Source organism: Dokdonia sp. Dokd-P16 (assembly GCF_003095655.1).
In the GTDB taxonomy this organism is placed as follows: Bacteria; Bacteroidota; Bacteroidia; order Flavobacteriales; family Flavobacteriaceae; genus Dokdonia.
This window is the reverse complement of the sequence record NZ_CP029151.1, coordinates 849,651-872,617: the sequence shown is the minus strand read 5'-3', so window position 1 is coordinate 872,617 and position 22,967 is coordinate 849,651. Positions and strand designations below refer to the sequence as shown.

General features: G+C 37.8%; 21 protein-coding genes. 10 read left to right on the top strand and 11 right to left on the bottom strand.

The window, feature by feature from the left end; genetic code table 11:
- Positions 1-65 precede the first annotated feature (65 nt).
- Both DCS32_RS03990 and DCS32_RS03985 read right to left on the bottom strand, forming a co-directional pair.
- Positions 66-2,285 (bottom strand): TonB-dependent receptor, encoded by a 2,220-nt coding sequence (locus DCS32_RS03990; protein WP_108877093.1) that lies wholly within the window; start codon positions 2,283-2,285, stop codon positions 66-68.
- A gap of 94 nt (positions 2,286-2,379) precedes the next feature.
- Positions 2,380-2,763 (bottom strand): hypothetical protein, encoded by a 384-nt coding sequence (locus DCS32_RS03985; RefSeq protein ID WP_108877092.1) that lies wholly within the window; start codon positions 2,761-2,763, stop codon positions 2,380-2,382.
- A gap of 325 nt (positions 2,764-3,088) precedes the next feature.
- On the opposite strand from DCS32_RS03985, the gene DCS32_RS03980 reads away from it, so the two are divergent.
- The 7 genes from DCS32_RS03980 to tsaB all read left to right on the top strand — a co-directional run bounded on the left by DCS32_RS03980 (position 3,089) and on the right by tsaB (position 11,152).
- Entirely contained in the window at positions 3,089-3,790 is a 702-nt protein-coding gene (locus tag DCS32_RS03980; protein WP_035335655.1) for an ABC transporter ATP-binding protein, read from the top strand.
- Positions 3,783-5,027: an ABC transporter permease gene (locus DCS32_RS03975; protein ID WP_108877091.1), complete on the top strand. Its 1,245-nt coding sequence runs from the start codon at positions 3,783-3,785 to the stop codon at positions 5,025-5,027. The genes DCS32_RS03980 and DCS32_RS03975 overlap by 8 nt, the downstream gene beginning before the upstream one ends.
- A gap of 102 nt (positions 5,028-5,129) precedes the next feature.
- Positions 5,130-6,389 (top strand): ABC transporter permease, encoded by a 1,260-nt coding sequence (locus DCS32_RS03970; RefSeq protein ID WP_108877090.1) that lies wholly within the window; start codon positions 5,130-5,132, stop codon positions 6,387-6,389.
- Between the two features lie 22 nt (positions 6,390-6,411).
- On the top strand, positions 6,412-7,581 hold the full coding sequence (locus DCS32_RS03965) for an efflux RND transporter periplasmic adaptor subunit (RefSeq protein ID WP_108877089.1): 1,170 nt from the start codon (positions 6,412-6,414) through the stop codon (positions 7,579-7,581).
- Between the two features lie 140 nt (positions 7,582-7,721).
- Positions 7,722-9,179 (top strand): TolC family protein, encoded by a 1,458-nt coding sequence (locus DCS32_RS03960; RefSeq protein ID WP_239057559.1) that lies wholly within the window; start codon positions 7,722-7,724, stop codon positions 9,177-9,179.
- Between the two features lie 5 nt (positions 9,180-9,184).
- Positions 9,185-10,471 carry an efflux RND transporter periplasmic adaptor subunit gene (locus DCS32_RS03955; RefSeq protein ID WP_108877087.1) on the top strand — a complete coding sequence of 429 codons (1,287 nt, stop codon included), beginning with the start codon at positions 9,185-9,187 and terminating at the stop codon, positions 10,469-10,471.
- Positions 10,472-10,474: 3 nt separating this feature from the next.
- Entirely contained in the window at positions 10,475-11,152 is a 678-nt protein-coding gene (gene tsaB / locus DCS32_RS03950; protein WP_108877086.1) for a tRNA (adenosine(37)-N6)-threonylcarbamoyltransferase complex dimerization subunit type 1 TsaB, read from the top strand.
- Between the two features lie 76 nt (positions 11,153-11,228).
- Here tsaB and DCS32_RS03945 read toward each other — a convergent pair whose 3' ends face one another.
- The 7 genes from DCS32_RS03945 to DCS32_RS03915 form a co-directional block, all read right to left on the bottom strand.
- Complete coding sequence (locus DCS32_RS03945; protein WP_108877085.1) at positions 11,229-12,047, bottom strand: mechanosensitive ion channel family protein; 819 nt, start codon at positions 12,045-12,047, stop codon at positions 11,229-11,231.
- Between the two features lie 143 nt (positions 12,048-12,190).
- On the bottom strand, positions 12,191-13,036 hold the full coding sequence (locus tag DCS32_RS03940) for a mechanosensitive ion channel family protein (RefSeq protein WP_108877084.1): 846 nt from the start codon (positions 13,034-13,036) through the stop codon (positions 12,191-12,193).
- A gap of 66 nt (positions 13,037-13,102) precedes the next feature.
- Complete coding sequence (locus tag DCS32_RS03935; protein WP_108877083.1) at positions 13,103-15,142, bottom strand: thioredoxin domain-containing protein; 2,040 nt, start codon at positions 15,140-15,142, stop codon at positions 13,103-13,105.
- Positions 15,143-15,288: 146 nt separating this feature from the next.
- Positions 15,289-15,492: a dodecin family protein gene (locus tag DCS32_RS03930; RefSeq protein ID WP_013751093.1), complete on the bottom strand. Its 204-nt coding sequence runs from the start codon at positions 15,490-15,492 to the stop codon at positions 15,289-15,291.
- A 188-nt stretch (positions 15,493-15,680) separates the two neighbouring features.
- Positions 15,681-16,508 carry a TPM domain-containing protein gene (locus DCS32_RS03925; RefSeq protein ID WP_108877082.1) on the bottom strand — a complete coding sequence of 276 codons (828 nt, stop codon included), beginning with the start codon at positions 16,506-16,508 and terminating at the stop codon, positions 15,681-15,683.
- The gene (locus tag DCS32_RS03920) at positions 16,508-16,951 is read right to left on the bottom strand and encodes a TPM domain-containing protein (RefSeq protein WP_108877081.1); all 444 of its coding nucleotides are present in this window, start codon (positions 16,949-16,951) and stop codon (positions 16,508-16,510) included. The genes DCS32_RS03925 and DCS32_RS03920 overlap by 1 nt, the downstream gene beginning before the upstream one ends.
- Positions 16,952-17,557 carry a LemA family protein gene (locus DCS32_RS03915; RefSeq protein ID WP_013751096.1) on the bottom strand — a complete coding sequence of 202 codons (606 nt, stop codon included), beginning with the start codon at positions 17,555-17,557 and terminating at the stop codon, positions 16,952-16,954.
- A gap of 191 nt (positions 17,558-17,748) precedes the next feature.
- Here DCS32_RS03915 and DCS32_RS16045 point away from each other — a divergent pair, with 191 nt between their 5' ends.
- A complete protein-coding gene (locus DCS32_RS16045; RefSeq protein WP_013751097.1) occupies positions 17,749-17,922 on the top strand; it encodes a hypothetical protein in 174 nt (57 codons plus the stop codon).
- Here DCS32_RS16045 and DCS32_RS03910 read toward each other — a convergent pair.
- Both DCS32_RS03910 and DCS32_RS03905 read right to left on the bottom strand, forming a co-directional pair.
- Positions 17,919-18,248, bottom strand: coding sequence for a MerR family transcriptional regulator (locus DCS32_RS03910; protein WP_108877080.1), 330 nt, complete (start codon positions 18,246-18,248; stop codon positions 17,919-17,921). The two genes, DCS32_RS16045 and DCS32_RS03910, sit on opposite strands and share 4 nt — an antisense overlap.
- The gene (locus tag DCS32_RS03905; protein ID WP_108877079.1) at positions 18,248-19,219 is read right to left on the bottom strand and encodes a M23 family metallopeptidase; all 972 of its coding nucleotides are present in this window, start codon (positions 19,217-19,219) and stop codon (positions 18,248-18,250) included. The genes DCS32_RS03910 and DCS32_RS03905 overlap by 1 nt, the downstream gene beginning before the upstream one ends.
- Positions 19,220-19,337: 118 nt before the next feature.
- Here DCS32_RS03905 and alaS point away from each other — a divergent pair, with 118 nt between their 5' ends.
- Both alaS and DCS32_RS03895 read left to right on the top strand, forming a co-directional pair.
- Complete coding sequence (alaS, locus tag DCS32_RS03900) at positions 19,338-21,950, top strand: alanine--tRNA ligase (RefSeq protein ID WP_108877078.1); 2,613 nt, start codon at positions 19,338-19,340, stop codon at positions 21,948-21,950.
- 69 nt (positions 21,951-22,019) lie between these two features.
- Positions 22,020-22,967 (top strand): GSCFA domain-containing protein, encoded by a 948-nt coding sequence (locus tag DCS32_RS03895; RefSeq protein ID WP_108877077.1) that lies wholly within the window; start codon positions 22,020-22,022, stop codon positions 22,965-22,967.

Genomic DNA, 22,967 nt, shown 5'->3' with positions numbered 1-22,967 from the left:
CAAATAAAGGTGGACGGTATAACCGTCCACCTTTACTTTTTTAGGTAATAATATAAATGGTTTGTCTAAAAAGAAACCGAGATCTTTCCTCTTAAAAAGAAAGGAACACCCGGCGTAAAGTGAATCTCTTCTACAGACTGTGTTTCATTAAACAATCTACTTTCTGTAGCAAATTGTGTTTCATTCCACTCAGTGTCAAATAAGTTTTCGATCACAATTCCGTACGTCCAGTTTTTTACTTTGTAATTAAGATTCATATCTGTAACAAAATAACCATCTGCTACGATTGAGTTATCTTCATTTGCTGCTCTATCATCAATAAAACGGTAAGAAAGCGATCCAGAAAAGGCACCTAAGTTGTCTACACTAATTCCTCCTACGGCAGTAAAGTCTGGAGCTAGTGGTATTAAATCTGCCCCATTAGGTTCATCTGTGCTTCTAGCATACGTATAGTTTACATCTGAGTATGCGTATAACCAATCGTTAAACTGGTATCTAGCACCTAGCTCAACACCTACTCTGCGAGAGCGTCCACTAGGCTCTACAATTCCAGCATCACCTACATATACAAACTCTTGGTCTAGAAATAAGCTCCATAAGGCAGCATTAACTACAAGACGGTCGGCTGGTTTAATGATAGTACCTATATCAAAACCATAAGCCGCAGGTAAAATATCTTCACCTTCATTTGCTACAACTACGCGTGTGTCATTAGAGTGAAAGCCTATACCTGTTTTGAGGAAGTATTGAAATGTAGTAGACGGTGTGTAAATTACATTAAGCTTAGGGCTAAAGGCCACTTTATCTTCACTACGATTATCATAAACAGGACTTAGCTCATTCACATAGTCAAACTTAAAATAGTCTAAACGTACAGACGGATTAATGTTCCAATCTCCTTTTTTAAATTCGGCATTAAAGTAACCAAATGCGTTGAGCTCATCTACATCACCTAAGGATAGATTTTCTAGTGTCTCACGACGATTTTTTGTGCGTGATAACTCCACATCATTTACATCATCATATCTAAAACCAACACCTGTTTGATAATCTAGATTAAAACCAGCAACAGCTGTGTCCGTACGTTCAAATGAGCTTTGAACACCCATTAATACACGATCTTCATGCTGTCTTATCTGATCACCATTTACAGGGTCTTCAAGAAAGAAGGTGAAGTTTGAGTATAACTCAAAGTCATATTTTGATAAAAAGGCATTGGTCTTAAACGTGTCACTATCATTTAAGTTCTTGGTGTAATTAAGAGATACATTACTTCTGCTTGTGGTACCACCCTCAGTATCATCTATTGCTCCAAAACGACCTATTAATCCAGCATCTACAGCTCTTTGTGGTATTTGGCCAGAGGCATCCCATTTACTTTGAAAGTGTGATAATGTAATATCCAGCTCTTCCTCTCCAGGCTTGGCATAAATGTATTTACTCATCAAGTTAAGACGATTAAAGTTCTGTGGTGAGTCTACAGGTCCATCAGTAAGGTATATCTCTGATGCGAAGTATAACGAGCTATATTCTTTATTAAGTACTGGAAATAAACCTGATAAACGTTGCGTATTAAATTGGCCAACTTCAAGAGTAATTAAATTGTCTTCTACAACATCTTTAAGTTTAAGGTCAATATATCCCGCTGTTGCAAAGTTACCTTGTTGAGCATTAAAAGGACCTTTGCCAAATTCTATATTCTGTATGGTTTCTGGAATTACAAAGTGTAAATCTGAGTATCCTTGTCCGTGGGCGTGAGAAACCATATTAACAGGAAGTCCATCCACACTAAGAGCGAGGTCTGTACCATGATCTATATCAAAACCACGTAAGAAAATTTGCTCTGCTTTTCCTCCACCTGCATGCTGGCCTATAATTAGTCCAGGTACTTTACGTAAAATTTCTTGAGATGATTTTACAGGATTATTTTGCACGTCGATATCTACAATTCTACTTAATTGATTTACTTCAGATACAATGAGAACTTGGTCAAGTGAGAAAGACTTAGGCTCAAGCTTGATTTGTAATTGTGTTTCACCTTCTGATAATATATAAAGAAGGGTTTCATAGCCTAGGCTAGAAAAATATAAAGAGTCGCCTACTGTTGTTTTAGGTATACTAAAGAAGCCTGTAGCATTCGTATGTGCGTGCTGTCCCGATTCTTTATTAAAGATATTCGCATTTTCTATTGGGCTAGCATTTTCATCTAGCACCACACCTTTAATAGACTGGCCGTATAATGGGATAATGAGGAGCATCGTGATAACTCCAAGAAAGAATTTCATATAATTATATTTGAGATTTGAATGTATTTATGCGTGTTTATATGACTAGCCTAGTGATAGGCGAGTATAAAAACAGTATTCCATAGTGAGAATACTACAGCCGTGGTGGCTTTATAAACAAATCTCTTTGCGAAGTGTACTTTTTCTCTAGATACCACCAGTTTTGCACTGCCTCAGTAGATGTAGCGCTTACTAGAGTAGGGTAATGGGTTTGTGACAATTGTTTGTCTGTATTATATTTTTCATCGCTTTTAGATTGCTCTGACTGCTGGTCATTACTATTAAATACCAATTTAAGAAAACTAAGAGCGCGGTGGCTGTGATGTGTAGACACCTCATTACTGTGGTGATGGGTAGCTATGGTTTCGTGTTGATGTGGTGGGTTATGATCATTATCCTGCGCGATGGCATGTTCAATATTGTGCGCAAGTTGGAAAACCACCTTTTTAATAGGAGATAACAAGCAAAATACCGCCATAAAAAAGGCGATAGTTTTGGTGATGGATGCTATGTGATGGTTAGTTTTCAGTTTGTATGTGTGAATCTACTATAGAACTTACGGTAATATGACCTCGAGGGTTTCGTTTTAAGAATAGTTTAAGAAAAAGGGAGTTACACTTTCGCGAAAGCATAAAAATATCTTTAACAAAACGCTAACATATGTAAGTGTAACAGAAGCGCTCAAAAACAGTCTATTCAATACATTTTACAGCGTAAAAGGCTTGCTTAACATCAAGTAGTCTTAACAAGAAATTCACAGTATTTAAGTTGGTAAACGTTAATATTGTTATAAACCATTGACTATGATTGAAATAAACGGCCTTCACAAATCGTATCAGATGGGGAGCAACTCCCTTCACGTACTTAAGGGTATAGACTTTTCTGTAAAAGAGGGAGAGCTAGTTTCAATCATGGGGTCTTCTGGGTCTGGAAAATCTACGCTTTTAAATATACTTGGAATGCTTGATGAGGCAGATGAGGGTAATTATACGCTAGATAATGTCCCAATTAAAAACCTCAATGAAAAAATAGCAGCCCAATACCGCAATAAATTTTTAGGGTTTATTTTTCAATCATTTAATCTTATCAATTATAAAAATGCGCTAGATAATGTCTCAATGCCTTTATATTACCAAGGTATGAAGCGTGCAGAACGTACAGACAGAGCCATGCATTATCTAGAAAAAGTAGGTCTTGCACAATGGGCAACACACTTACCTAGCGAAATGTCTGGAGGGCAAAAGCAACGTGTCGCTATAGCGCGAGCACTTGCGAGTGACCCAAAGGTATTACTAGCAGATGAGCCTACGGGAGCACTCGATACAAAGACATCTTACGAGGTGATGGATCTCATACAGGGAATTAATGATGAGGGCAAAACAATTTTAATTGTTACCCACGAGCCAGATATTGCAGAGATGACTAAGCGCATTGTAAACCTAAAAGACGGTCGCATTATAGATGATACACTCGTAAATCAAGTAAAGGCAATCAATCATGTTTGATGTAGAACGCTGGCAAGAGATTTTTGAGACCATAGGAAAAAACAAACTTCGTACATTTCTTACTGGTCTATCTGTAGCATCAGGGATTTTTATCCTAGTGATTTTATTAGGTTTTAGTACGGGTATTCAAAAAGGAGTAAAAACTCAATTTGCTCAAGACGCCGAAAGCCGTGTAAATGTATGGACCGGTGTTACCACAAAGGAATATGCAGGTCTTAATCCTGGTAGGCGTATCCAAATGCATAATAGTGATTATGAAAATGTCAATACAAAGTTTGGTGAGGCCTTAGAGCATAAAACTGGATTATATAATATCTGGGGTGGCCAGGTAAACTATGGGAACGAGTCTGGTAATTATCGTATAGAAGGAGCAAACTATGGACAGCAATTTATAGAAAACGCAACACTCTCTGCAGGTAGATTTCTTACTCAAAAAGACGAAGACGAAGGCATCAAAGTTGCGATTATAGGTCAGAAGGTAAAAAATGACCTCTTTAAAACAGCAGACCCTATAGGAGAAACCATAAAAATAAGTGGGATTAATTTTCTAGTAGCTGGAGTCTTTACTGATCCAGGAGGTGAACGCGAGGAATCTAGAATTTTTATTCCGCTTAGTACTGCACAAAGAGTATTTAATGCGGGAGACAACTTGCGCTCTATGGCATTTACCGTAAAAATGTCTGAAAATTTTGATGAGGCCGTAGCACTATCTGCAGCAGTGAGTCAGGGTATTGAAGATGAGATTAAGTCACGCTACCAGATATCACCAGATGATAGGAGCGCGGTGCGTGTAAATTATAATCTTGAAGAAGCACAAAAAATATATAGCCTTATAGACACCATACGTATGGTATTTTGGTTTGTAGGCATAGGAACTATTATCGCTGGGGTAGTAGGAGTAAGCAACATCATGCTTATTATTGTTAAAGAGCGCACCAAGGAAATTGGAGTGAGAAAGGCACTAGGGGCATTACCTAGTTCTATCATTGGGATGATACTACAAGAATCTATTTTTATTACCGCAATCGCTGGATTTTTAGGTTTGTTTCTAGGCGTAGGTTTATTGGAGCTCATAGGACCACAAATAGATAGTGACTTTATTAAGTTTCCTCAAGTAGATTTTACAACAGCAATTTCGACAGTGATTATATTAATAGTTGCAGGAGCACTAGCAGGTTATATTCCAGCTAGAAGAGCAGCAAATATTAGACCTATAGAGGCACTAAGAGACGAATAAAATTAACTATCACGCTTTCGCGAAAGCGTACTCATAAATTACTCCCGTTATAAAAGGAGGAACTAACGTTTAACTAAAAACACCTTCACAAGGTATAACAAGATGTTTAGCAAAGACCGCTGGAATGAAATATTAGAAGCCCTCAATGCAAATAAGTTTCGCACGTTACTTACCGCATTTGGTGTATTCTGGGGAATCTTAATATTGGTATTGCTTCTTGCTTTAACCAACGGACTTAAGAATGGAGTTTCGGCAGATTTTGGTGACTTTGCGACGAACTCTATGTTTATGTGGTCGCAAGGTACGTCCATATCGTATAAAGGACTACCTAAGGGAAGAAGATTTAGTTTTAAGCTTGAAGATGTTGAGGTGCTTAGAGAGAAGTATCCAGAGCTTAAATATATCTCACCCCGTAATCAACTTGGAGGATTTAATGGTGCAAACAATGTGACGCGCAATGAAAAAACAGGAGCTTTTAGTATCTACGGAGATTATCCAGAATTTATAAAACAGCAGCCTCAAGACATTACTTCCGGACGTTACATCTCATATTCTGATATTAATGAAAAACGTAAGATTTGTGTCATAGGAGAAGATGTAGTGAAGGGGTTGTATGATAATGGAGAAGAAGTCCTCAACACCTATATTAAAATAAATGGTGTAAATTTTCTAGTGGTAGGTACTTTTAAAAACCCAAAAAGTAGCGGAGACGCAGAGGAAGATGCAAATACTATTTTTGTGCCTTTTACCACGTTTTCACAAGCTTTTAATAGAGGTGATAATGTAGGGTGGATGGCAATAACTGCTAGTGAAGACATTAATATCACAGACATTAAGGAGCAAGTATTTGCAACCATGAGAGAGCAGCGCTCTATCCACCCTGATGATAAACGAGCAATAGGTCATTTTGATTTGTCAGAAGCATATGGTCGTGTGATGGGGCTATTTTCTATCCTCACTTTTGTGGGTTATTTCGTAGGGTCATTAGTGCTACTTTCTGGAGTGATAGGAATAAGTAATATTATGCTTATTGTGGTAAAAGAACGCACTAAGGAAATAGGTGTGCGCAGAGCACTAGGTGCGACGCCATGGGAAATTAAATCTCAGATTTTGCAAGAATCTTTAGTGCTTACTATTATCTCGGGAATGTCTGGTATCGCCGTCGCCGCTGGATTTATATGGGTGATGAATACCATTTTAGACCAAGTAGGAAAAGTAGATAATTTTGCAAATCCATCAGTAAATATTAATGTCATTTTTGTTGCACTCGCTATCTTGATTGTATCAGGATTACTAGCTGGATTTATTCCTGCTTCAAGGGCAATACAAATGAAGCCTATAGACGCATTAAGAATAGAATAAAATACAATCAACCACTCATACCATGAAACGCACAGGAACCATTATTACACTCATTGTAATCGTCATATTATTTGCAGTAGGCATCTGGTACATCTACACAAAAGATAAGCAAGACCCTATTGTTTACACTACAGAGCAAGCTTCTAGCCGCACCATTGTTAAGAAAACGGTGGCTACTGGAAGTATTGTTCCTAAGGAGGAAGTGCTTATTAAGCCTAACGTGTCTGGTATTATTAAAGAGATTTATGTAGAGGCTGGAGATAATATCAAAGCAGGAGATCTTATCGCTCAAATTGAGGTGGTGCCTAATGCATCATCACTTACAAATGCAAAGAATAATATTGCAGGAGCTCGCACGGGAGTTGAGACTGCAAAGCTTGCGCTAGCAAATCAAAAAAGTATTTACGACCGTCAGAAGGCGCTCTTTGATAAAGGAGTAATTTCTGCAAATGATTTTGATGGTATTCAGAATGCATATAACCAAGCGCAACAGCGTGTAAAGCAGGAGCAAGTAAATCTTACGAGTGCTTCTCAAAATTACGATATTATTAAAACGGGAACTACTAGTGGTCTTGGTAATGCTGCCACTACTCAAATTAGATCTACCATTACTGGGATGATTCTTGACGTTCCAGTAAAAACGGGAAACCAAGTAATTGAAGCAAACAACTTTAATGATGGAACTACGGTTGCAACACTAGCAGATGTAGATAAAATGATTTTTGAAGGAAAAGTGGACGAGAGTGAGGTAGGTAAAATAAAAGAAGATTTACCATTAGAAATCACCGTAGGAGCAATAGAAAATATGACTTTTAATGCGACTCTTGATTATATAGCACCTAAGGGCGTAGCCGAAAATGGAGCGATTCAGTTTGAAATTAAAGGAACACTAGATCGCACAAATTCTGATACATTTATTAGAGCTGGATTAAGTGCAAATGCTAGTATTATTCTTGAGAAAGCGACAGATGTTCTATCAATAAAAGAGGCACTTGTACAATATGATCCTAAGACTAAGAAGCCATTTGTGGAGGTTGCCACAGGCGATCAAGAGTTTGAACGTCGTGATATAGAAGTGGGTGTGAGTGATGGTATTTTTGTAGAAGTAAAGAGCGGAATCACAGCAGAAGATAATATCAAGGTGTGGAACCAGCTTAAAATCCCTACTGGATTTGGAGGAGGTAGAGGCTAGATAACCCCCGTGTTTTATAGATGCAAGGAGGTTTTTTAAGTACGCTTTCGCGAAAGCGTAACAACCTCTCAAAAAAAATAATTAACAGTTTTTGTAACATATAACCGTTTCAATAGTCATATTGGACATCAATCAAGATTATGAAAAAAGCCATCTTATTTTGTATGACAGCGTTACTCGCTCTCACGACGTATAGTCAAGAGAAGAAGTGGACCCTGCAAGAATGCGTGCAATATGCGATAGATAATAATATTAACATCCAGCAAACGGAGTTAGATCTAGAGACTGCAGCCATAGACCGCTCTGATGCCATAGGAGCATTTTTACCTACCTTAAACGGTACGGCATCAAATTCTTGGCAAACGGGTCTTACACAAAACGTGCTTACTGGAGTTTTAGAAACGCAACAAACACGTAACTCATCTTTTGGGATAAGTTCTGGAGTGCGATTAATCAACGGTTTTAGAAACCATAAAGTACTAGACAGAGCAGAACTTTCTAAAATCGCAGCAGATTATAATATTGCTAAGCTTAAAGATGATGTCGCTCTTAATGTGGCAGTGTCATATCTTCAAGTATTACTTGCAAGAGAAAGTGCAAAAGTAATTATCACTCAAAACGCAGTGACTAAGGAGCAAATACAACGCACACAAGAACTAGTGGATGGAGGTGTATTGCCTAGAGGTGATTTACTAGAAATACGCGCAACAGATGCTAGTGAAAGACAACGTATAGTAGCTGCCGAAAATAGTGTTACTATAGGTCTTGTGAACTTAGCTCAACTATTGAATATAAAAGATATTGCAAACTTTGATATTGCCGAAGGGGAATATGAGGTGCGAGGAGAAGGAATATTAGACACACAAGCAGATGTGTTGATAGAGACGGCAAAGGAAACCCGTTATGATCTTAAGATCGCTGCTCAAAATGAAGCAATAGCCAAAAAGGATTTAGAAATAAGTAAAACGGGATTTTATCCTACACTAGATGCATTCTTTAATTATAATACTAGAGAGTCAAGTAGATCAAGCGGTTTTAATACATCTATAGATCCTGATACTCCTTTTATTGATTCTGGAAATCCTATTGGAGTTGTTGGTAACACCGGTGATATTGTAACCAGCTTATCTCCTAATATTACTGGAGTTGATGAAGTAGGGCCATTACCATTTATAGAGCAACTATATCTTAATGATGGTATCTCTTATGGATTATCTTTGAGGGTTCCTGTGTTTAATGGATTCAGTGTAAAAAATCAAGTAAAACGTAGTGAGGTAAATGTGATGCGCTCAGAGTTTCAAAAAGAGCTAGCAGAGCAAAACCTAAGAACTGCTGTTTATCAAGCATACACAGATGCAAAAGCCGCAAGAGAAAGTTATGAAGCAGCCAAAATAGCTGTAGAGTCGCAAGAGCTAGCATATGCATATGCAAAAGATCGTTATGATGTAGGGCTTACAAACGCCTTTGATTTTAGCCAAAGTAAATTACGTTACGATAACGCACAGATTGAGATTGCGCGTTCTAAATATGATTATATTTTCCGTATAAAGGTATTAGAGCTCTATTTTGGAGTTCCAGTTACCGAACTAAAATTCTAACCAAAATGAGTAAAAAAACACTTTTCATTTTACTAGGTATTGTTGCTATTGTAGTTATAGCATTAATCGCAGGTAAAAAATCTGGAGCTTTCGGTAAGTCTGGTAATTTCAAGGCTGTAGAGGTGCAGAAGCTAGAGCGAGCAACTATCATTGAGACTGTGGCCGCTACGGGTAAAATACAGCCAGAGATAGAAGTAAAACTATCATCAGAAGTATCTGGAGAAATCATAGATCTTCCTATTAAAGAAGGTCAAGATGTAAAGAAAGGAGACCTACTTGTAAAAATCAATCCTGACTTAGTGCAAGCAGCAGTAAGCCAGAGTCGCGCAGCGTTACAAAATAGCCGTGCAGGATTATCACAAGCAGAAGCTAGCCTTAATCAAGCCAAGCTTACTTTTAATCGTAATAAGCCACTTTTTGATAAAGGAGTAATCTCAAAAGCAGATTTTGAAAGAGCACAGTCTGATCTCGATATCGCGCAAGCAAATCGTCAGAGTGCGTTCTATAACGTACAGAGTGTAGCTGCACAAGTAAAGCAAGCTACAGATAATCTAGGGCGTACTTCTATTTTTGCACCACGTGATGGTACAATTTCTATGCTTAATGTAGAGCTGGGAGAACGTGTAGTAGGTACTGCTCAAATGGCAGGAACAGAAATTGTACGTGTAGCAAACCTTAATAATATGGAGGTTGAGGTAGATGTAAATGAAAATGATATTGTAAAAATTGCAATAGGAGATTCAACGATCGTAGAGGTAGATGCATACCTAAAAACAAAATTTGCTGGTGTGGTTACAGAAATTGCAAACTCGGCTCAAGCAACACTCACTGCAGATCAGGTTACAAATTTTAAAGTAAAAGTGCGTATTCTAGAAGAATCATATAAGCACTTGCTAGAAGGTAAAAAGGATACATATTCGCCTTTCAGACCTGGTATGACGGCTACTGTAGATATCATTACTAAGAAGCGTAACGATATTCTTGCAGCACCTATAAGTGCTATTGTAGTAAAAACAGATACTAGTGCTACAAGAAGCACTATGCCAAAGTCTACAACAACTGCAGGAGCGGCAGAGGAGAAATTTGAATGTGTATTTGTGAAGAGTGGTGGTGAAGCAAAGTTGAAGGTGGTAACCACAGGAATACAAGATGACTCTAAAATTGAAATCTTAACAGGTCTAGAAGAAGGAGATGAGATCATAATAGGCCCTTACAGTCTTGTAACTAAAACACTCAAAACAGGAGATAAAGTTGAGGTAAAGGGAGAAGAAAAAAACGAATCTGAAGAGTAAAAAATGACACGTATATTATGTCTAGAGACAGCCACCACAAATTGTTCGGTGGCTTTGTCTATTAATGGAAACGTAGTGGCAATGCAAGAAGATAATGCTCAAAAGTATTCTCACGCAGAGCGATTACACGTATTTATTAAAGAGGTGCTTGATACAGCAGGTGTTACTAAAGATAAACTTAATGCAATTGCTGTAAGTAAAGGTCCAGGAAGCTATACAGGGCTTCGTATAGGTGTTTCGGCAACAAAGGGACTCTGTGCAGCACTAGATATACCGCTTATCTCTGTAGATACTTTAGGTGCGCTTTCGCGAAAGCTAACTATAAACGATGGCGAACTCATCATCCCAATGCTTGATGCGCGTCGTATGGAGGTGTACAGTGCCGTTTTTGATAATAATGGAAATCGTCACAGAGAAACCCAAGCACAAATACTAGATGAAACATCTTTTACCGAATATTTAGATAAGGGAATCGTTCACTTTGTGGGGAATGGCGTAGAAAAATTTCAAGAAATCTGTGAGCATCCTAATGCTAGGTTTGTGATAGGAGAGCTGCCATCATCAACACAAATGGCAACTATGGCACAGTCAAAATTTGAAGCTAATGATCTTGAAGATGTAGCTTATTTTGAACCGTATTACCTCAAAGATTTTATTGCAGGTAAGCCTAAAGCAAAGTAGTAATAACCCTTAAGCAAAAAAAAATCCCGTGATACAATACTGTATCACGGGATTTTTACTTTTAAGAAAGAGCTTCTTAAGCTTCTTTGTGTATTTCGACAGCATGTGGATAAGGAATTTCAATCCCAGCTTTGTCAAGTTCAATTTTACAATTTTCGATAGTTTGGAAGTATACATCCCAGTAATTTTCTGGTGTAGCCCAAGGACGTACTTCATAATTTACAGAGCTATCTGCAAGCTCACCCATATTTACAGATGGAGCAGGTACTTGTAGTACATATTCTTGAGAGTGCATAGCGCGCATAAGAGCTTCTTTAGTCGCCTTAATATCTGCATCGTAAGATACACCTATGGTAAGGTCTACACGTAGTTCACCTAGTTCTGTGTAGTTTTTAATATTACCATTAGATAAAACACCATTTGGTATAATAACTAGTTTATTTCCTGGTGTAGCTATCTTGGTAGTAAAGATTTGAATTTCAGATACAACTCCTACTTCACCTTGAGCTTCTATAAGATCACCTACTTTAAAAGGTTTAAAAAGCATAAGTAATACACCACCAGCAAAATTAGATAAAGAACCTTGTAGCGCGAGACCAACAGCAAGACCAGCGGCTGCAAGAATAGCAGCAAAAGATGCTGTATCTATACCTAATTGTCCTAAAATGGCTATAATAAGTAGCACTAGTAAAATAGTTCTCACGAGATTAGATAAAAACTTCTCAAGTGTCTTATCCATATTCTTATTTTTCTCGAGCACTTTCTTGAAAACCTTCATTAGTTTTCCAATAACCCATTTACCTACGACCCATATGACTACTGCCATAAGGATTTTGAGTCCGTATTCTGATCCTTTTTCGATAGCGAGGTCAATCCATTTTTGATAATCTTCCATTGGTTTTAATTATTAGGTTGTTAATGTTTGTAACCTAAAAATAGAAAAACTCGCATATATCAATATATGCGAGTTTTTATAGAATGATTATTACGTTGATTATATCGTTAATCGATACAAAAGGGAATCTTGTCTAGTTTTTATTATTCAGCATTGTGAACATGTACATCACGTTGAGGAAATGGTATCGTGATTCCTGCAGCCTCTAGGCGTTCTTTTCCTTCCTCAAGAACTAACCAGCGTAAGTTCCAGAAGTCTTCGTTTTTTGCCCAATATCTTAGCGATAGATTTACACTGCTATCTCCTAGCTCTGCAAGAACGATCATAGGTGCTTTTCCTTCTTCTTGGATTACTTGTTCTTGTTCGTTGACTAGTGTAAGTAAAATGTTTTTAGCTAGTTTAACATCATCACCATAATCAATTCCAAAAGTGATTGCTTCTTTACGGATTCCTTCTTCGGTAAAGTTTACAATGGTTTCATTAGACAACTTTCCATTTGGAATAATAGCTAGTTGATTTCCAAAAGTATTAAGCTTGGTCTGGAAGATTGAAATTTCTTTTACGGTTCCTTCTTGTCCTTGTGCTTTTATAAAATCACCTACTTTAAAAGGTCTTAGTAATAAGATAAGAACTCCTCCAGCGAAGTTTGCGAGAGATCCTTGTAATGCCAGTCCTATTGCAAGTCCCGCTGCTCCTATGATAGCTACCAGTGAAGTAGTTTGCACACCTACTTGTGTAATCACAAGTACAAAAAGTACGATCTTTAAAGTCCAGTTTATAAGGTCTGCAATAAATTTTTCAAGCGTAGGCTCGTAATCCTTTTTTTTGAAAAATTTAGCTACCAATCGCTTAATAATACGGATGACCCATAAACCAATAAATAGCAAAACCATAGCGCTCAAAAAGCCTGGGATGAAATCCCATATCCATTTGATGGCCTGATCTATATGTTCTTGGTATTCGCTTACTTGATCCAAAGGATTACTCATATTTAATTTTTTTACAAAATTGGATATAAGCAAACATGTTACATAATCTTCTAGGATAAACTTCTGTTAAACTTCCATGAGTTTTAACGCCGCTTTCACAGTTTCTACGGGTAGCTGGCACGTATTATTCACACATACATAGATAAATGTTTTGTCATTATCGTAACGCCCCTTAAAGATGTCGTGATCACTTTTGATAGTGCTAGTTGCAATTAATTTATTAGGAATGTAATAGCTGTCGAATTCTTGTCTTAGGACTTCTGCATCTTTTCCCACGATGACAAGCTCATAAAAAGGCATTGTATAATTAAGCATTCCATCCATCCAGTTTGAAAAACTAGTAGGGCTTTGCTCAATAGATGGCTGAATGTTATGTAGCATTGCTTTCGCCGCATCTCTATAAATATTATCGCTATAGTAATGAGATAACATAAATATGTTCTTTGCCATTATCGAATTTGAAGATGGTATTACGTTATCATAAAACTCCGTGTTACGACTTGCGAGACTAGGATCTTGGTTTGATGTAAAAAAGAATAAATCATTTTCTGGATTTTGAAAATGTTGAAAGGTGTAATCTGTAAGTTGTTTAGCCTTATTAAGCCATTGATTATCTGCTGTGACTTCATAGAGTGCTATAAAGGCATCTACTATGGCAGCATAATCCTCTAGATATCCATTTATAGTACTTTTTTCATTTTTAAATGTACGATTGAGACCGCCATCTTCTCTCATAAGATTGGTACTTATGAAGTTGGCATTTTTTAATGCAGCAGCAAGAAATACCTCATCGTTAAAAGCGCGGTAGGCATCTACATACCCTTTAATCATTAATCCATTCCAAGAGGTTAGTATTTTGTCATCTAGGCGAGGTTTTTCTTTATTGCTTTCGCGAAAGCGTAATAAATCCTCATGCCATTTATTTTTCTTTGAAATAATTTCCTGCTCCGAAATACCAAACTCTTTACAAAAATCTTGATCTGTATCTTGTCTAATAAGTACATAGTTGTCTTTCTCCCATTTTCCATAGGAGTTGATGTTGTAGTATTCCTTAAAAAGATCAAAATCATCACCTATCAAAATTTGTAGCTCTTTTTTAGTCCATACGTAGTAAGCTCCTTCTTCTAGAATTCCATCTGTAGTTAAGCTATCTGCGTCTATAGCGCTATAGAAGGCTCCATCTTCTGTCGTCATCTCGCGTGCTATAAATGCTAAGGTTTGATAGACTGTTTCCCTATATAAAAGATTTTTAGTCTTTGTGTAGGCTAGTGCGTATAGGCTTACCAACTGTGCATTGTCATAAAGCATTTTCTCAAAGTGTGGCACGTGCCACTTTGTGTCTACACTATAACGCGCAAAACCACCACCTACGTGGTCGTTAACTCCACCAAAGGCAATTTGTTCTAGCGTAGTATTTACATATTCTAAAATCTCTTGATCTTGATTTTGGTGTGCATACCTAAGTAAAAAGAGGTAGTTATTAGGCATCATAAACTTAGGTGCTCGGTTAAGGCCACCTTGTCTAGTGTCCCACTGTCGTGACCACTGGCTTATCGCATTTTGGAGCGTTTCTAACTTAAAATCTGGACTGCTATTATTTGGGATAATTGCATCCATCTCTTGCATGCCTTGTTCAAGTTTTTCTGCATATTCTATGAGTTTTTCTGGAGCTGTTTGATAGAGTTTTGCAATTTGCTCTAGTGCGCTTGTCCATTCCTCTTTAGGGAAATAGGTGCCTCCCCATACTGGTCTTCCATCTGGTAATGCAATGGCATTAAGAGGCCAGCCACCTCGACCTGTCATAAGTTGGACAGCATTCATGTATACATTATCTACATCTGGACGCTCCTCACGATCTACTTTTATATTTATAAAATGCGCATTCATAAGTTGCGCGACCTCTGTGTTTTCAAAGCTCTCGTGCTCCATAACATGACACCAGTGACATGATGAGTAACCTATGCTTATCAATAAGAGTTTGTTTTCCTTTTTAGCCTGAGCGAGTGTTTGCTCATTCCATGGTTTCCAGTCTACAGGGTTATGAGCATGTTGTAATAAATAAGGGCTAGTCTCCTGTATAAGATCATTAGTGTAAGGATGTTCCATTGTGGGATATTTTAGTGCTTGGCGATTGTAAAAGGAGTGTGATTATAGACGCAAGAGCGATTGTAAACTGTGGTAGTCTTGTAAAAATACAAACAAAAAAAGTCCCATCTTGAGATGAGACTTTTTTCAATATTTTAAAAAGAGATTTACTTTACTTCAAAAGTAATCTTACAGTTCATGCGGTATTCTTTTATTTTTCCATCATCACCTACTACACAGTTTTGCTCGTTTACATAAAGAGATTTGATGTTCTTTATTGACTTGCTAGCGTGTTTAAGTGCGTTTTCTGCTGCATTTTCCCAGCTTTTCTCAGAACTTGCTAATACTTCTATAACTTTTAATACTGCCATTTTATTGGTTTTAATGTGTTAATAATTAGTTGTTTCCTGAAAGTTACGGAATTCATTAGATAAGAATGCAAATGTTTTTATAAATGTTATAATTACTGTCTGTCTGAATAATAACGATAGTTATGTGTAGATGAGCGTAGGTGTTAAAGCTATTTTGAGAGATTTTATTTTTGAAGTACTTGGTATGATTACCATCCTCCCGAAGCACCACCACCTCCAAAGCCACCGCCTCCAAAGCCTCCTCCAAAACCACCGCCTCCACCGAAGCTTCCACCACCGCCAAAAGAGCCACCACCACCAAAGCCACCACGTCCCATATTGCTGAGTATGATAACATCCAGTAGTGAGCCGCCTACACTGCGCTTACCGCCATTACGACCGCCACCGCGATGATTGTTGCGACTTATGATAATGAGAATAACGATAAAAAAGATAAACATGAGAATCCCTTGTATGGGAAATCCATCGTTGCCTTGTCTTGTTCCTTTAAAGTTTCCTTGCAAGCCGTCAAAGATGGCATCTGCGCTTTGATCAAGTCCAGCATAAAAATTCCCTTGTTTAAACTGAGGAATCATTATTCTATTTATGATTTGCTCTGCATCGCGATCAGAAATGATGCTTTCTATTCCATAACCCGTATTGATATCTACCTTGCGATCATCTTTTGCAAGAATTATTAGGATACCGTTATCTTCATCTGCCTGGCCTATTCCCCATTGCTGTCCCCACTTTGCGCCTACCATATCAAGTCCTTCTCCATTAGAAGTAGCGATAATAGCAATCACAATTTGTGTTGAGGTACTATCACTGTATTTAATAAGCTTGTTTTCTAGAGCACTCTTTTGTCCTGCAGATAGTAAGCCTATGTAATCATAAACTGCGTCCGGATTTGCCTTTGTTGGTTTTTCAGGAATATTAAATTGACCAAATGCAGGAAAGCTCAGTACTAATAAAAGTAGAGAGAAGAGTACGCTTTCGCGAAAGCGTGAACCAAAAAAATTATTTTTTTCTTGCATTAAGAGGTACTTATTTCGTCAGGGAGTTCATTTTTATCACCATGCTTCCATGGGAAAAATGCAGCTAGTTTCTCACCAGCAGATTGTACTCCTTCAATGAGACCATCGCGGAAGTTTCCATTAGTAAATTGAGCAATCATAGCATCCTTAGTAGACTCCCAGAAATCTGGTGGGACTACCATGTTGATGCCAGCATCACCGCAAATAGCGAGTTTATGATCATCTACAGCAACATAAATAAGGACTCCATTTTCTTCCTTAGTATTATCCATTTTAAGTAAATGAAATAATTCTTGAGCACGTATGAGTGCATCTACTTTGTTAGAGTGATGCTCTAAGTGCACACGAATTTCTCCCGAAGTACGAGTCTCAGACTGTCTAATAGCCTCAACAATGGCTTGCTCGTCGCTTTTACTTAAAAAGTCTTCTACCGTAGATGCCATTTATTTTGTGCCAAAATCAAATTCTACTTCTGGAGCATTTTCTGATCCTGCATCTGCCTCAAAGTATGCGCGGTTTTCAAAACCTAAAATTCCTGCAGCTAGGTTAGTAGGAAACATGCGTATCTCAGAGTTTAAGATTTTTGCCTTTTCATTAAAGCGATTACGCTCCACATTGATACGGTTTTCTGTACGTTCCAGCTCATTGATTAGCTCCTTGAAGTTTTCATTTGCTTTAAGATCTGGGTAGCGTTCAAAAACAGCTAATAGTCGAGATAGCGCAGAGGTAAGGCCTGACTGAGCTTCTTGAAACTGTCTAAGTTGTGCTGGTGTAATGTTTGAAGGATCAATATTTATTGAGGTAGCTTTGCTACGTGCTTCTATAACCCCTATAAGAGTAGATTGCTCAAACTCTGCATATCCTTTGGCTGTATTTACAATATTTGGGATTAAGTCTGCACGACGTTGGTAAGAGCTCTCCACGTTACCCCATTGTGCACTTACCTCTTCATCTAGAGGAACGAGATTATTATTTGTGCGAGCAAGCCATAAGCCTCCTATTACTAGTATAGCAACAATGGCGATAAGAGCGATAAGTCCTTTTTTCATAATATTAATTAGGTTTGATAGTTAGTTGTTATCTGTTGTGATTTGTTACAAGTAACTTGCAATAGTAGCAAGTTAAGAAAAAGAATTACTATAAGAAGACAATAAGGTTTTGTTAAACAGAATACCTAGGAGTTATATAATTGAGATTTTTGCAAAAAAAAAGCTACACTCATTTGCAGTGTATTATTGTTATGGATTTAAAACTTTTATATTTACTAGCATCTATGGGAGTTATAGGTGTTATTGCAGGTGTGTATCACCTTGTGTCTGGGCAGTATCTTGTAATGAGCCTTTTGTCAATAACCACTAGCTTATTTTTTATAGGCCTAGCTTATCGCGATTACTATAAAGGAAAGCGTTTTTAGAGATTAGACTTAATCTCTAGTAGTTGTGCTTTTACAGCTTCTAGTTTTCTTATAATATCAAAATTTGATAAAATTTCCTTTTTACCTTCTTTGAGGTGTGTTTTTGCACCTTCAAGTGTAAAGCCACGTTCTTTTACTAGATGATAAATAAGCTCCAGATTTTTAATGTCTTCTGGAGTAAATCTCCTTGTTCCCTTAGCATTTTTTTTTGGAGCGATCACATCAAACTCTTTCTCCCAGAAGCGTATCAAAGATGCATTTACATCAAATGCTTTTGAGACTTCTCCTATAGTATAGTATAGTTTTTCTGGAAGATCTATATACATTAATCGAGTGATTGATTTTCTATAGATGACGCAGTGAGCATAAGGTCATATTCCTCTGGAGTAAGATCATTATGGTAAAAGTTTACAGGATTAACTACGGTGCCGTTTTTCCACACTTCATAGTGCAGGTGGGGACCAGAAGAGAGTCCAGTATTACCTACATATCCTATAATCTCACCACGTTTTACGTTTTGCCCCACGGTAGCTTTGTACTTACTCATGTGCGCATAATACGTTTTATAGCCAAAACCATGCTCTATAATTACCATTTTACCATAGCCACTTCCTAGGCCTACTTTAGTGACTTTTCCATCACCAGTGGCATAAATTGGCGTACCAGGAGGAGCTGTAAAGTCCATCCCATTATGCATTTTACGGTATTTTAAAATAGGGTGCACTCGCATTCCGTAGCCAGAGGCTACTCTAGAGAGGTCTTTGTTTTGAACCGGTTGTATAGCTGGTATAGTTTTGAGTAACGCTTCCTTCTCTTCGGCTAGTTTTGCAATTTCGTCTAGAGACTTTGACTGGATTACAAGTCGTTTTGTGATCTGATCAATACGTTTCGCACTTCCTGTAATCATAGAAGAATTATCAAATCCTTCTAAGTCTTTGTAACGATTTACACCTCCAAAACCTGCTTGTCTTACCTCATCTGGAATAGGGCTAGCCTCAAATAATACACGATATACATTATTATCTCGCTCTTCTACATTTGCAAGTACGCGTTCTATCTGGTCAAGTTTCTTTTCTTGAATCTCAAACTGTAAAGACATATTTGCCAGCTCACGTTCTAGTTTTCGTTCCTTAGGAGTGTCGACACCAGAGTTAAACACAGCAATCGTTATAAGAAGTCCCATAAGAGCGGTTGCTGCAATGAATATCAATGCTGCGCCAAAGGTGCGTCCCTTTTTTCTCTCTACTTTTCGGTAGGATAGTGTCTCACTATCGTAGTAATATTTTACCTTAGACATAAGTTAAAATGCTTATTTTTGGGGTTTGTTTATGGGGTTTAGTACGCTTTCGCGAAAGCGTGATTTAAAACCTCAACAACGTTCAAATATAAAATAAATTATCCACACCATCCATCGTATGAAATCTCAAGAGGTACGTAAACAGTTTTTAGACTTTTTTGAATCCAAAAAACATACCATAGTGCCCTCTGCACCAATGGTTTTAAAGGACGACCCTACATTAATGTTTACAAACGCGGGAATGGTGCCTTTTAAAGAATATTTTCTAGGAAATGCCACGCCAAAAAATGCTAGGCTGTCAGATACTCAAAAATGTTTGCGTGTTTCAGGGAAGCATAATGACCTGGAGGAGGTAGGAAAAGATACCTATCATCACACGATGTTTGAGATGCTGGGTAACTGGTCTTTTGGAGATTATTTTAAAGAAGAGGCGATTGCTTGGGCTTGGGAATTCTTAACGGAAGTAGTGAAGATTGATAAGGACAGTCTTTATGTGAGTGTGTTTGAAGGAGACAAGGAAGATGGATTAGATAGAGATCAAGAAGCTTTTGATATCTGGAAACAGCGTATTGATGAGGATAGAATCATCGATGGAAATAAAAAAGATAACTTCTGGGAAATGGGAGCGCAAGGACCTTGCGGACCATGTTCAGAAATACATGTAGACATAAGATCTGCCGAAGAAAAAGCAAAAGTAGACGGGAAGACCCTCATCAATATGGACCATCCACATGTTGTGGAAATCTGGAACCTTGTGTTCATGCAGTACAATCGTCTTGCAGATGGATCGCTTGTAAAGCTTCCTAATCAGCACGTGGATACTGGAATGGGTTTTGAGCGTTTATGTATGGTGCTTCAAGGAGTGCAGTCTAATTATGACACAGACGTTTTTACTCCATTAATGAGTGAGATAGAAACCATCACAAACTCAAAGTGCGGTAATGACGAAGAAATAGATATTGCAGTACGAGTAATCGCAGATCACGTAAGAGCTGTATCATTCTCTATAGCAGATGGGCAGTTGCCTTCAAATACTGGAGCTGGTTATGTAATACGAAGAATCTTACGTCGTGCAATTCGTTATGGGTTTACCTTCCTTGACACTAAGGAACCATTTATCTACAAGCTTGTAGCAACACTTGTAGAACAAATGGGTGATGCTTTTCCAGAGCTTAAATCACAGAAGAATCTAATGACAAATGTGATACGTGAGGAAGAGGCTTCTTTTTTACGCACGCTAGATAAAGGGTTACTATTACTTGATAATGTAATTGCTGAGACTAAGGGTGATATTGTTTCTGGAGATAAAGCTTTTGAGCTTTATGATACCTACGGATTCCCAATAGATCTTACAGCACTTATACTTAGTGAGAAAAACTTAAAGCTTGATGAGAAAGGTTTTGAAGCTGCTCTTAAAGAGCAAAAAGACCGTTCTCGTGCAGCAACAAAAGTCGAGACAGACGATTGGAATATCTTACACGAAGATGCTGAAGAAGAGTTTGTAGGATACGATACACTAGAAACACCAGTAAAAATCACTCGCTACCGTAAGACGGAGAGTAAAAAAGATGGGGAGCTATACCAATTAGTATTTAATCTTACTCCATTCTATCCAGAAGGAGGAGGGCAAGTAGGAGATAAAGGATATCTAGAAACTCCTAATGGAGAGGTTGTTTATATCATTGATACTAAGAAAGAGAATAATTTAATTATACACCTTGCTAAAAATCTTCCGCGATCTACAGATGGAACATTTAAGGCAGTGGTAGATGCAAAGCAACGTAGTCGTACAGCTGCAAACCATACAGCAACACACTTATTACACCAAGGCTTACGTAAGGTATTAGGTACACACGTGGAGCAAAAGGGTAGTATGGTACATAGTGGGAATTTACGTTTTGACTTTGCACACTTCTCAAAAGTTTCTAAAGAAGAACTTAAGGAAGTAGAAGATTTTGTAAATGCACGTATACGAGAAAATCTTTCACTAGAAGAGCAGCGAGGTATTCCTTATGATCAGGCAGTACAAGAAGGTGCCATTGCATTATTTGGAGAGAAGTATGGAGATGCGGTGAGAACCATCCGTTTTGGGAAGTCTATGGAGCTTTGTGGAGGAACTCACGTACCAAGTACAGGAGAAATCTGGCATTGTAAGATTACCTCAGAAGGTGCTGTAGCATCTGGAATACGTCGTATAGAAGCAATCACAAGTGATGCAGCAAAAGATTATTTTACATCAGAAACTGAAGCTTATAACAATGTAAAAGCTACGCTTAAAAACGCACAAGATCCAGTAAAAGCAATTACTAGCTTACTAGACGAGAATACAGCTTTGAAAAAACAAGTAGAAGCACTCATAAAAGAGAAAGCGCAACACTTAAGCGGTGATCTTGCTAAAGAGTTTACAGATGTAGATGGTGTTGATTTCCTTGCCAAAAAAGTAGACCTAGATGCAGGGGGAATCAAAGACCTTGCATTTAAACTAGGAGAAAATAAAGACAATGTCTTTATCCTTTTTGGTACAGAGCAAGATGGTAAAGCATTATTGAGCTGCTATATTTCAAAGGAGCTAGTAGCTTCTAAGAAATTAAATGCGGGTACTGTGGTGCGCGAACTAGGAAAGCACATCCAAGGTGGAGGTGGAGGACAACCTTTCTTTGCAACCGCAGGAGGGAAAAACCCAGCAGGAATAGACGCCGCAATAGCTGAAGTGAAAAATTACTTGGTTTAATACACATACAACCATCTGCTTATTGACTTAATAAGTAGGTGGTTTTTTTATAAAGATTGCTCTTGTGTTATGATAAAATTACAGACTCAGTTGCCACTTGCTGCATCATCTACACCGTTTGGGTATGATGATAAGCTGCTGCTGTTGGGTTCTTGTTTTTCAGAAAACATAGGAGATAAACTAGATTACTATAAATTTCAATCGGTTACAAATCCATTTGGGATTATATTTAATCCTATAGCACTTGAGCGCCTTATACAAGACGCGATTGAAAACAAAACATACACAGAAGAAGATGTTTTTGAACTTGATGGTGTCTGGAAGTCATACTACGCGCATAGCGATAAAAATGCTTTGAGTAGACTAGGAGCTGTAATACATCTTCAAGAAGCACAGCAATTACTTAGGACGCAATTAAAAAGTGCATCACATCTCTTTATCACATTAGGTGCTGCTTGGGTTTATAGACATCTTGAACGAGATGAGGTGGTGGCTAACTGTCATAAGGTTCCACAAAAAGAATTTGCAAAAGAGCTCTTGACTATAGATGATATTGTACAAAGCTTATCTCGCATAGTAAAGCTTGTACGTAACTTCAATCCTGATATTTACATCACTTTTACTGTATCTCCCGTACGTCACATAAAAGATGGATTTATAGAAAATACACGAAGTAAATCTCATTTGATTTCTGCCATTCATGAGTTGGTAGATAAGAATGTTGTTTCTTACTTCCCGTCTTATGAGATTATGATGGATGAGTTAAGAGATTATCGCTTTTATGGCTCAGATATGATTCATCCTTCAGCACAGGCGGTAGATTATATTTGGGAACGATTTGTTGAAATATACGCTTTCGCGAAAGCGCAACAAACCATGAAGCAAGTCTCAAAAGTACAACAAGGACTTACCCATAAACCCTTTAATGCCGAAGGAGAACAGCATCAAAAATTCTTGGCAAAGTTAGACAGTCAAAAAGAAGAGTTACTTCAAGAATTTCCTTGGATGAGATTTTAA

Bases quoted from the DNA above. Each gene is read 5' to 3' on its own strand.
- DCS32_RS03895 (WP_108877077.1), top strand. From the start codon at position 22,020: ATGATAAAATTACAGACTCAGTTGCCACTTGCTGCATCATCTACACCG.
- DCS32_RS03945 (WP_108877085.1), bottom strand. From the start codon at position 12,047: ATGGAAGATTATCAAAAATGGATTGACCTCGCTATCGAAAAAGGATCA.
- alaS (WP_108877078.1), top strand. From the start codon at position 19,338: ATGAAATCTCAAGAGGTACGTAAACAGTTTTTAGACTTTTTTGAATCC.
- DCS32_RS03975 (WP_108877091.1), top strand. From the start codon at position 3,783: ATGTTTGATGTAGAACGCTGGCAAGAGATTTTTGAGACCATAGGAAAA.
- tsaB (WP_108877086.1), top strand. From the start codon at position 10,475: ATGACACGTATATTATGTCTAGAGACAGCCACCACAAATTGTTCGGTG.
- DCS32_RS16045 (WP_013751097.1), top strand. From the start codon at position 17,749: ATGGATTTAAAACTTTTATATTTACTAGCATCTATGGGAGTTATAGGT.
- DCS32_RS03965 (WP_108877089.1), top strand. From the start codon at position 6,412: ATGAAACGCACAGGAACCATTATTACACTCATTGTAATCGTCATATTA.
- DCS32_RS03980 (WP_035335655.1), top strand. From the start codon at position 3,089: ATGATTGAAATAAACGGCCTTCACAAATCGTATCAGATGGGGAGCAAC.
- DCS32_RS03930 (WP_013751093.1), bottom strand. From the start codon at position 15,492: ATGGCAGTATTAAAAGTTATAGAAGTATTAGCAAGTTCTGAGAAAAGC.
- DCS32_RS03990 (WP_108877093.1), bottom strand. From the start codon at position 2,285: ATGAAATTCTTTCTTGGAGTTATCACGATGCTCCTCATTATCCCATTA.
- DCS32_RS03955 (WP_108877087.1), top strand. From the start codon at position 9,185: ATGAGTAAAAAAACACTTTTCATTTTACTAGGTATTGTTGCTATTGTA.
- DCS32_RS03970 (WP_108877090.1), top strand. From the start codon at position 5,130: ATGTTTAGCAAAGACCGCTGGAATGAAATATTAGAAGCCCTCAATGCA.
- DCS32_RS03905 (WP_108877079.1), bottom strand. From the start codon at position 19,219: ATGTCTAAGGTAAAATATTACTACGATAGTGAGACACTATCCTACCGA.
- DCS32_RS03960 (WP_239057559.1), top strand. From the start codon at position 7,722: ATGAAAAAAGCCATCTTATTTTGTATGACAGCGTTACTCGCTCTCACG.
- DCS32_RS03985 (WP_108877092.1), bottom strand. From the start codon at position 2,763: ATGGCGGTATTTTGCTTGTTATCTCCTATTAAAAAGGTGGTTTTCCAA.
- DCS32_RS03910 (WP_108877080.1), bottom strand. From the start codon at position 18,248: ATGTATATAGATCTTCCAGAAAAACTATACTATACTATAGGAGAAGTC.
- DCS32_RS03920 (WP_108877081.1), bottom strand. From the start codon at position 16,951: ATGGCATCTACGGTAGAAGACTTTTTAAGTAAAAGCGACGAGCAAGCC.
- DCS32_RS03915 (WP_013751096.1), bottom strand. From the start codon at position 17,557: ATGAAAAAAGGACTTATCGCTCTTATCGCCATTGTTGCTATACTAGTA.
- DCS32_RS03925 (WP_108877082.1), bottom strand. From the start codon at position 16,508: ATGCAAGAAAAAAATAATTTTTTTGGTTCACGCTTTCGCGAAAGCGTA.
- DCS32_RS03935 (WP_108877083.1), bottom strand. From the start codon at position 15,142: ATGGAACATCCTTACACTAATGATCTTATACAGGAGACTAGCCCTTAT.
- DCS32_RS03940 (WP_108877084.1), bottom strand. From the start codon at position 13,036: ATGAGTAATCCTTTGGATCAAGTAAGCGAATACCAAGAACATATAGAT.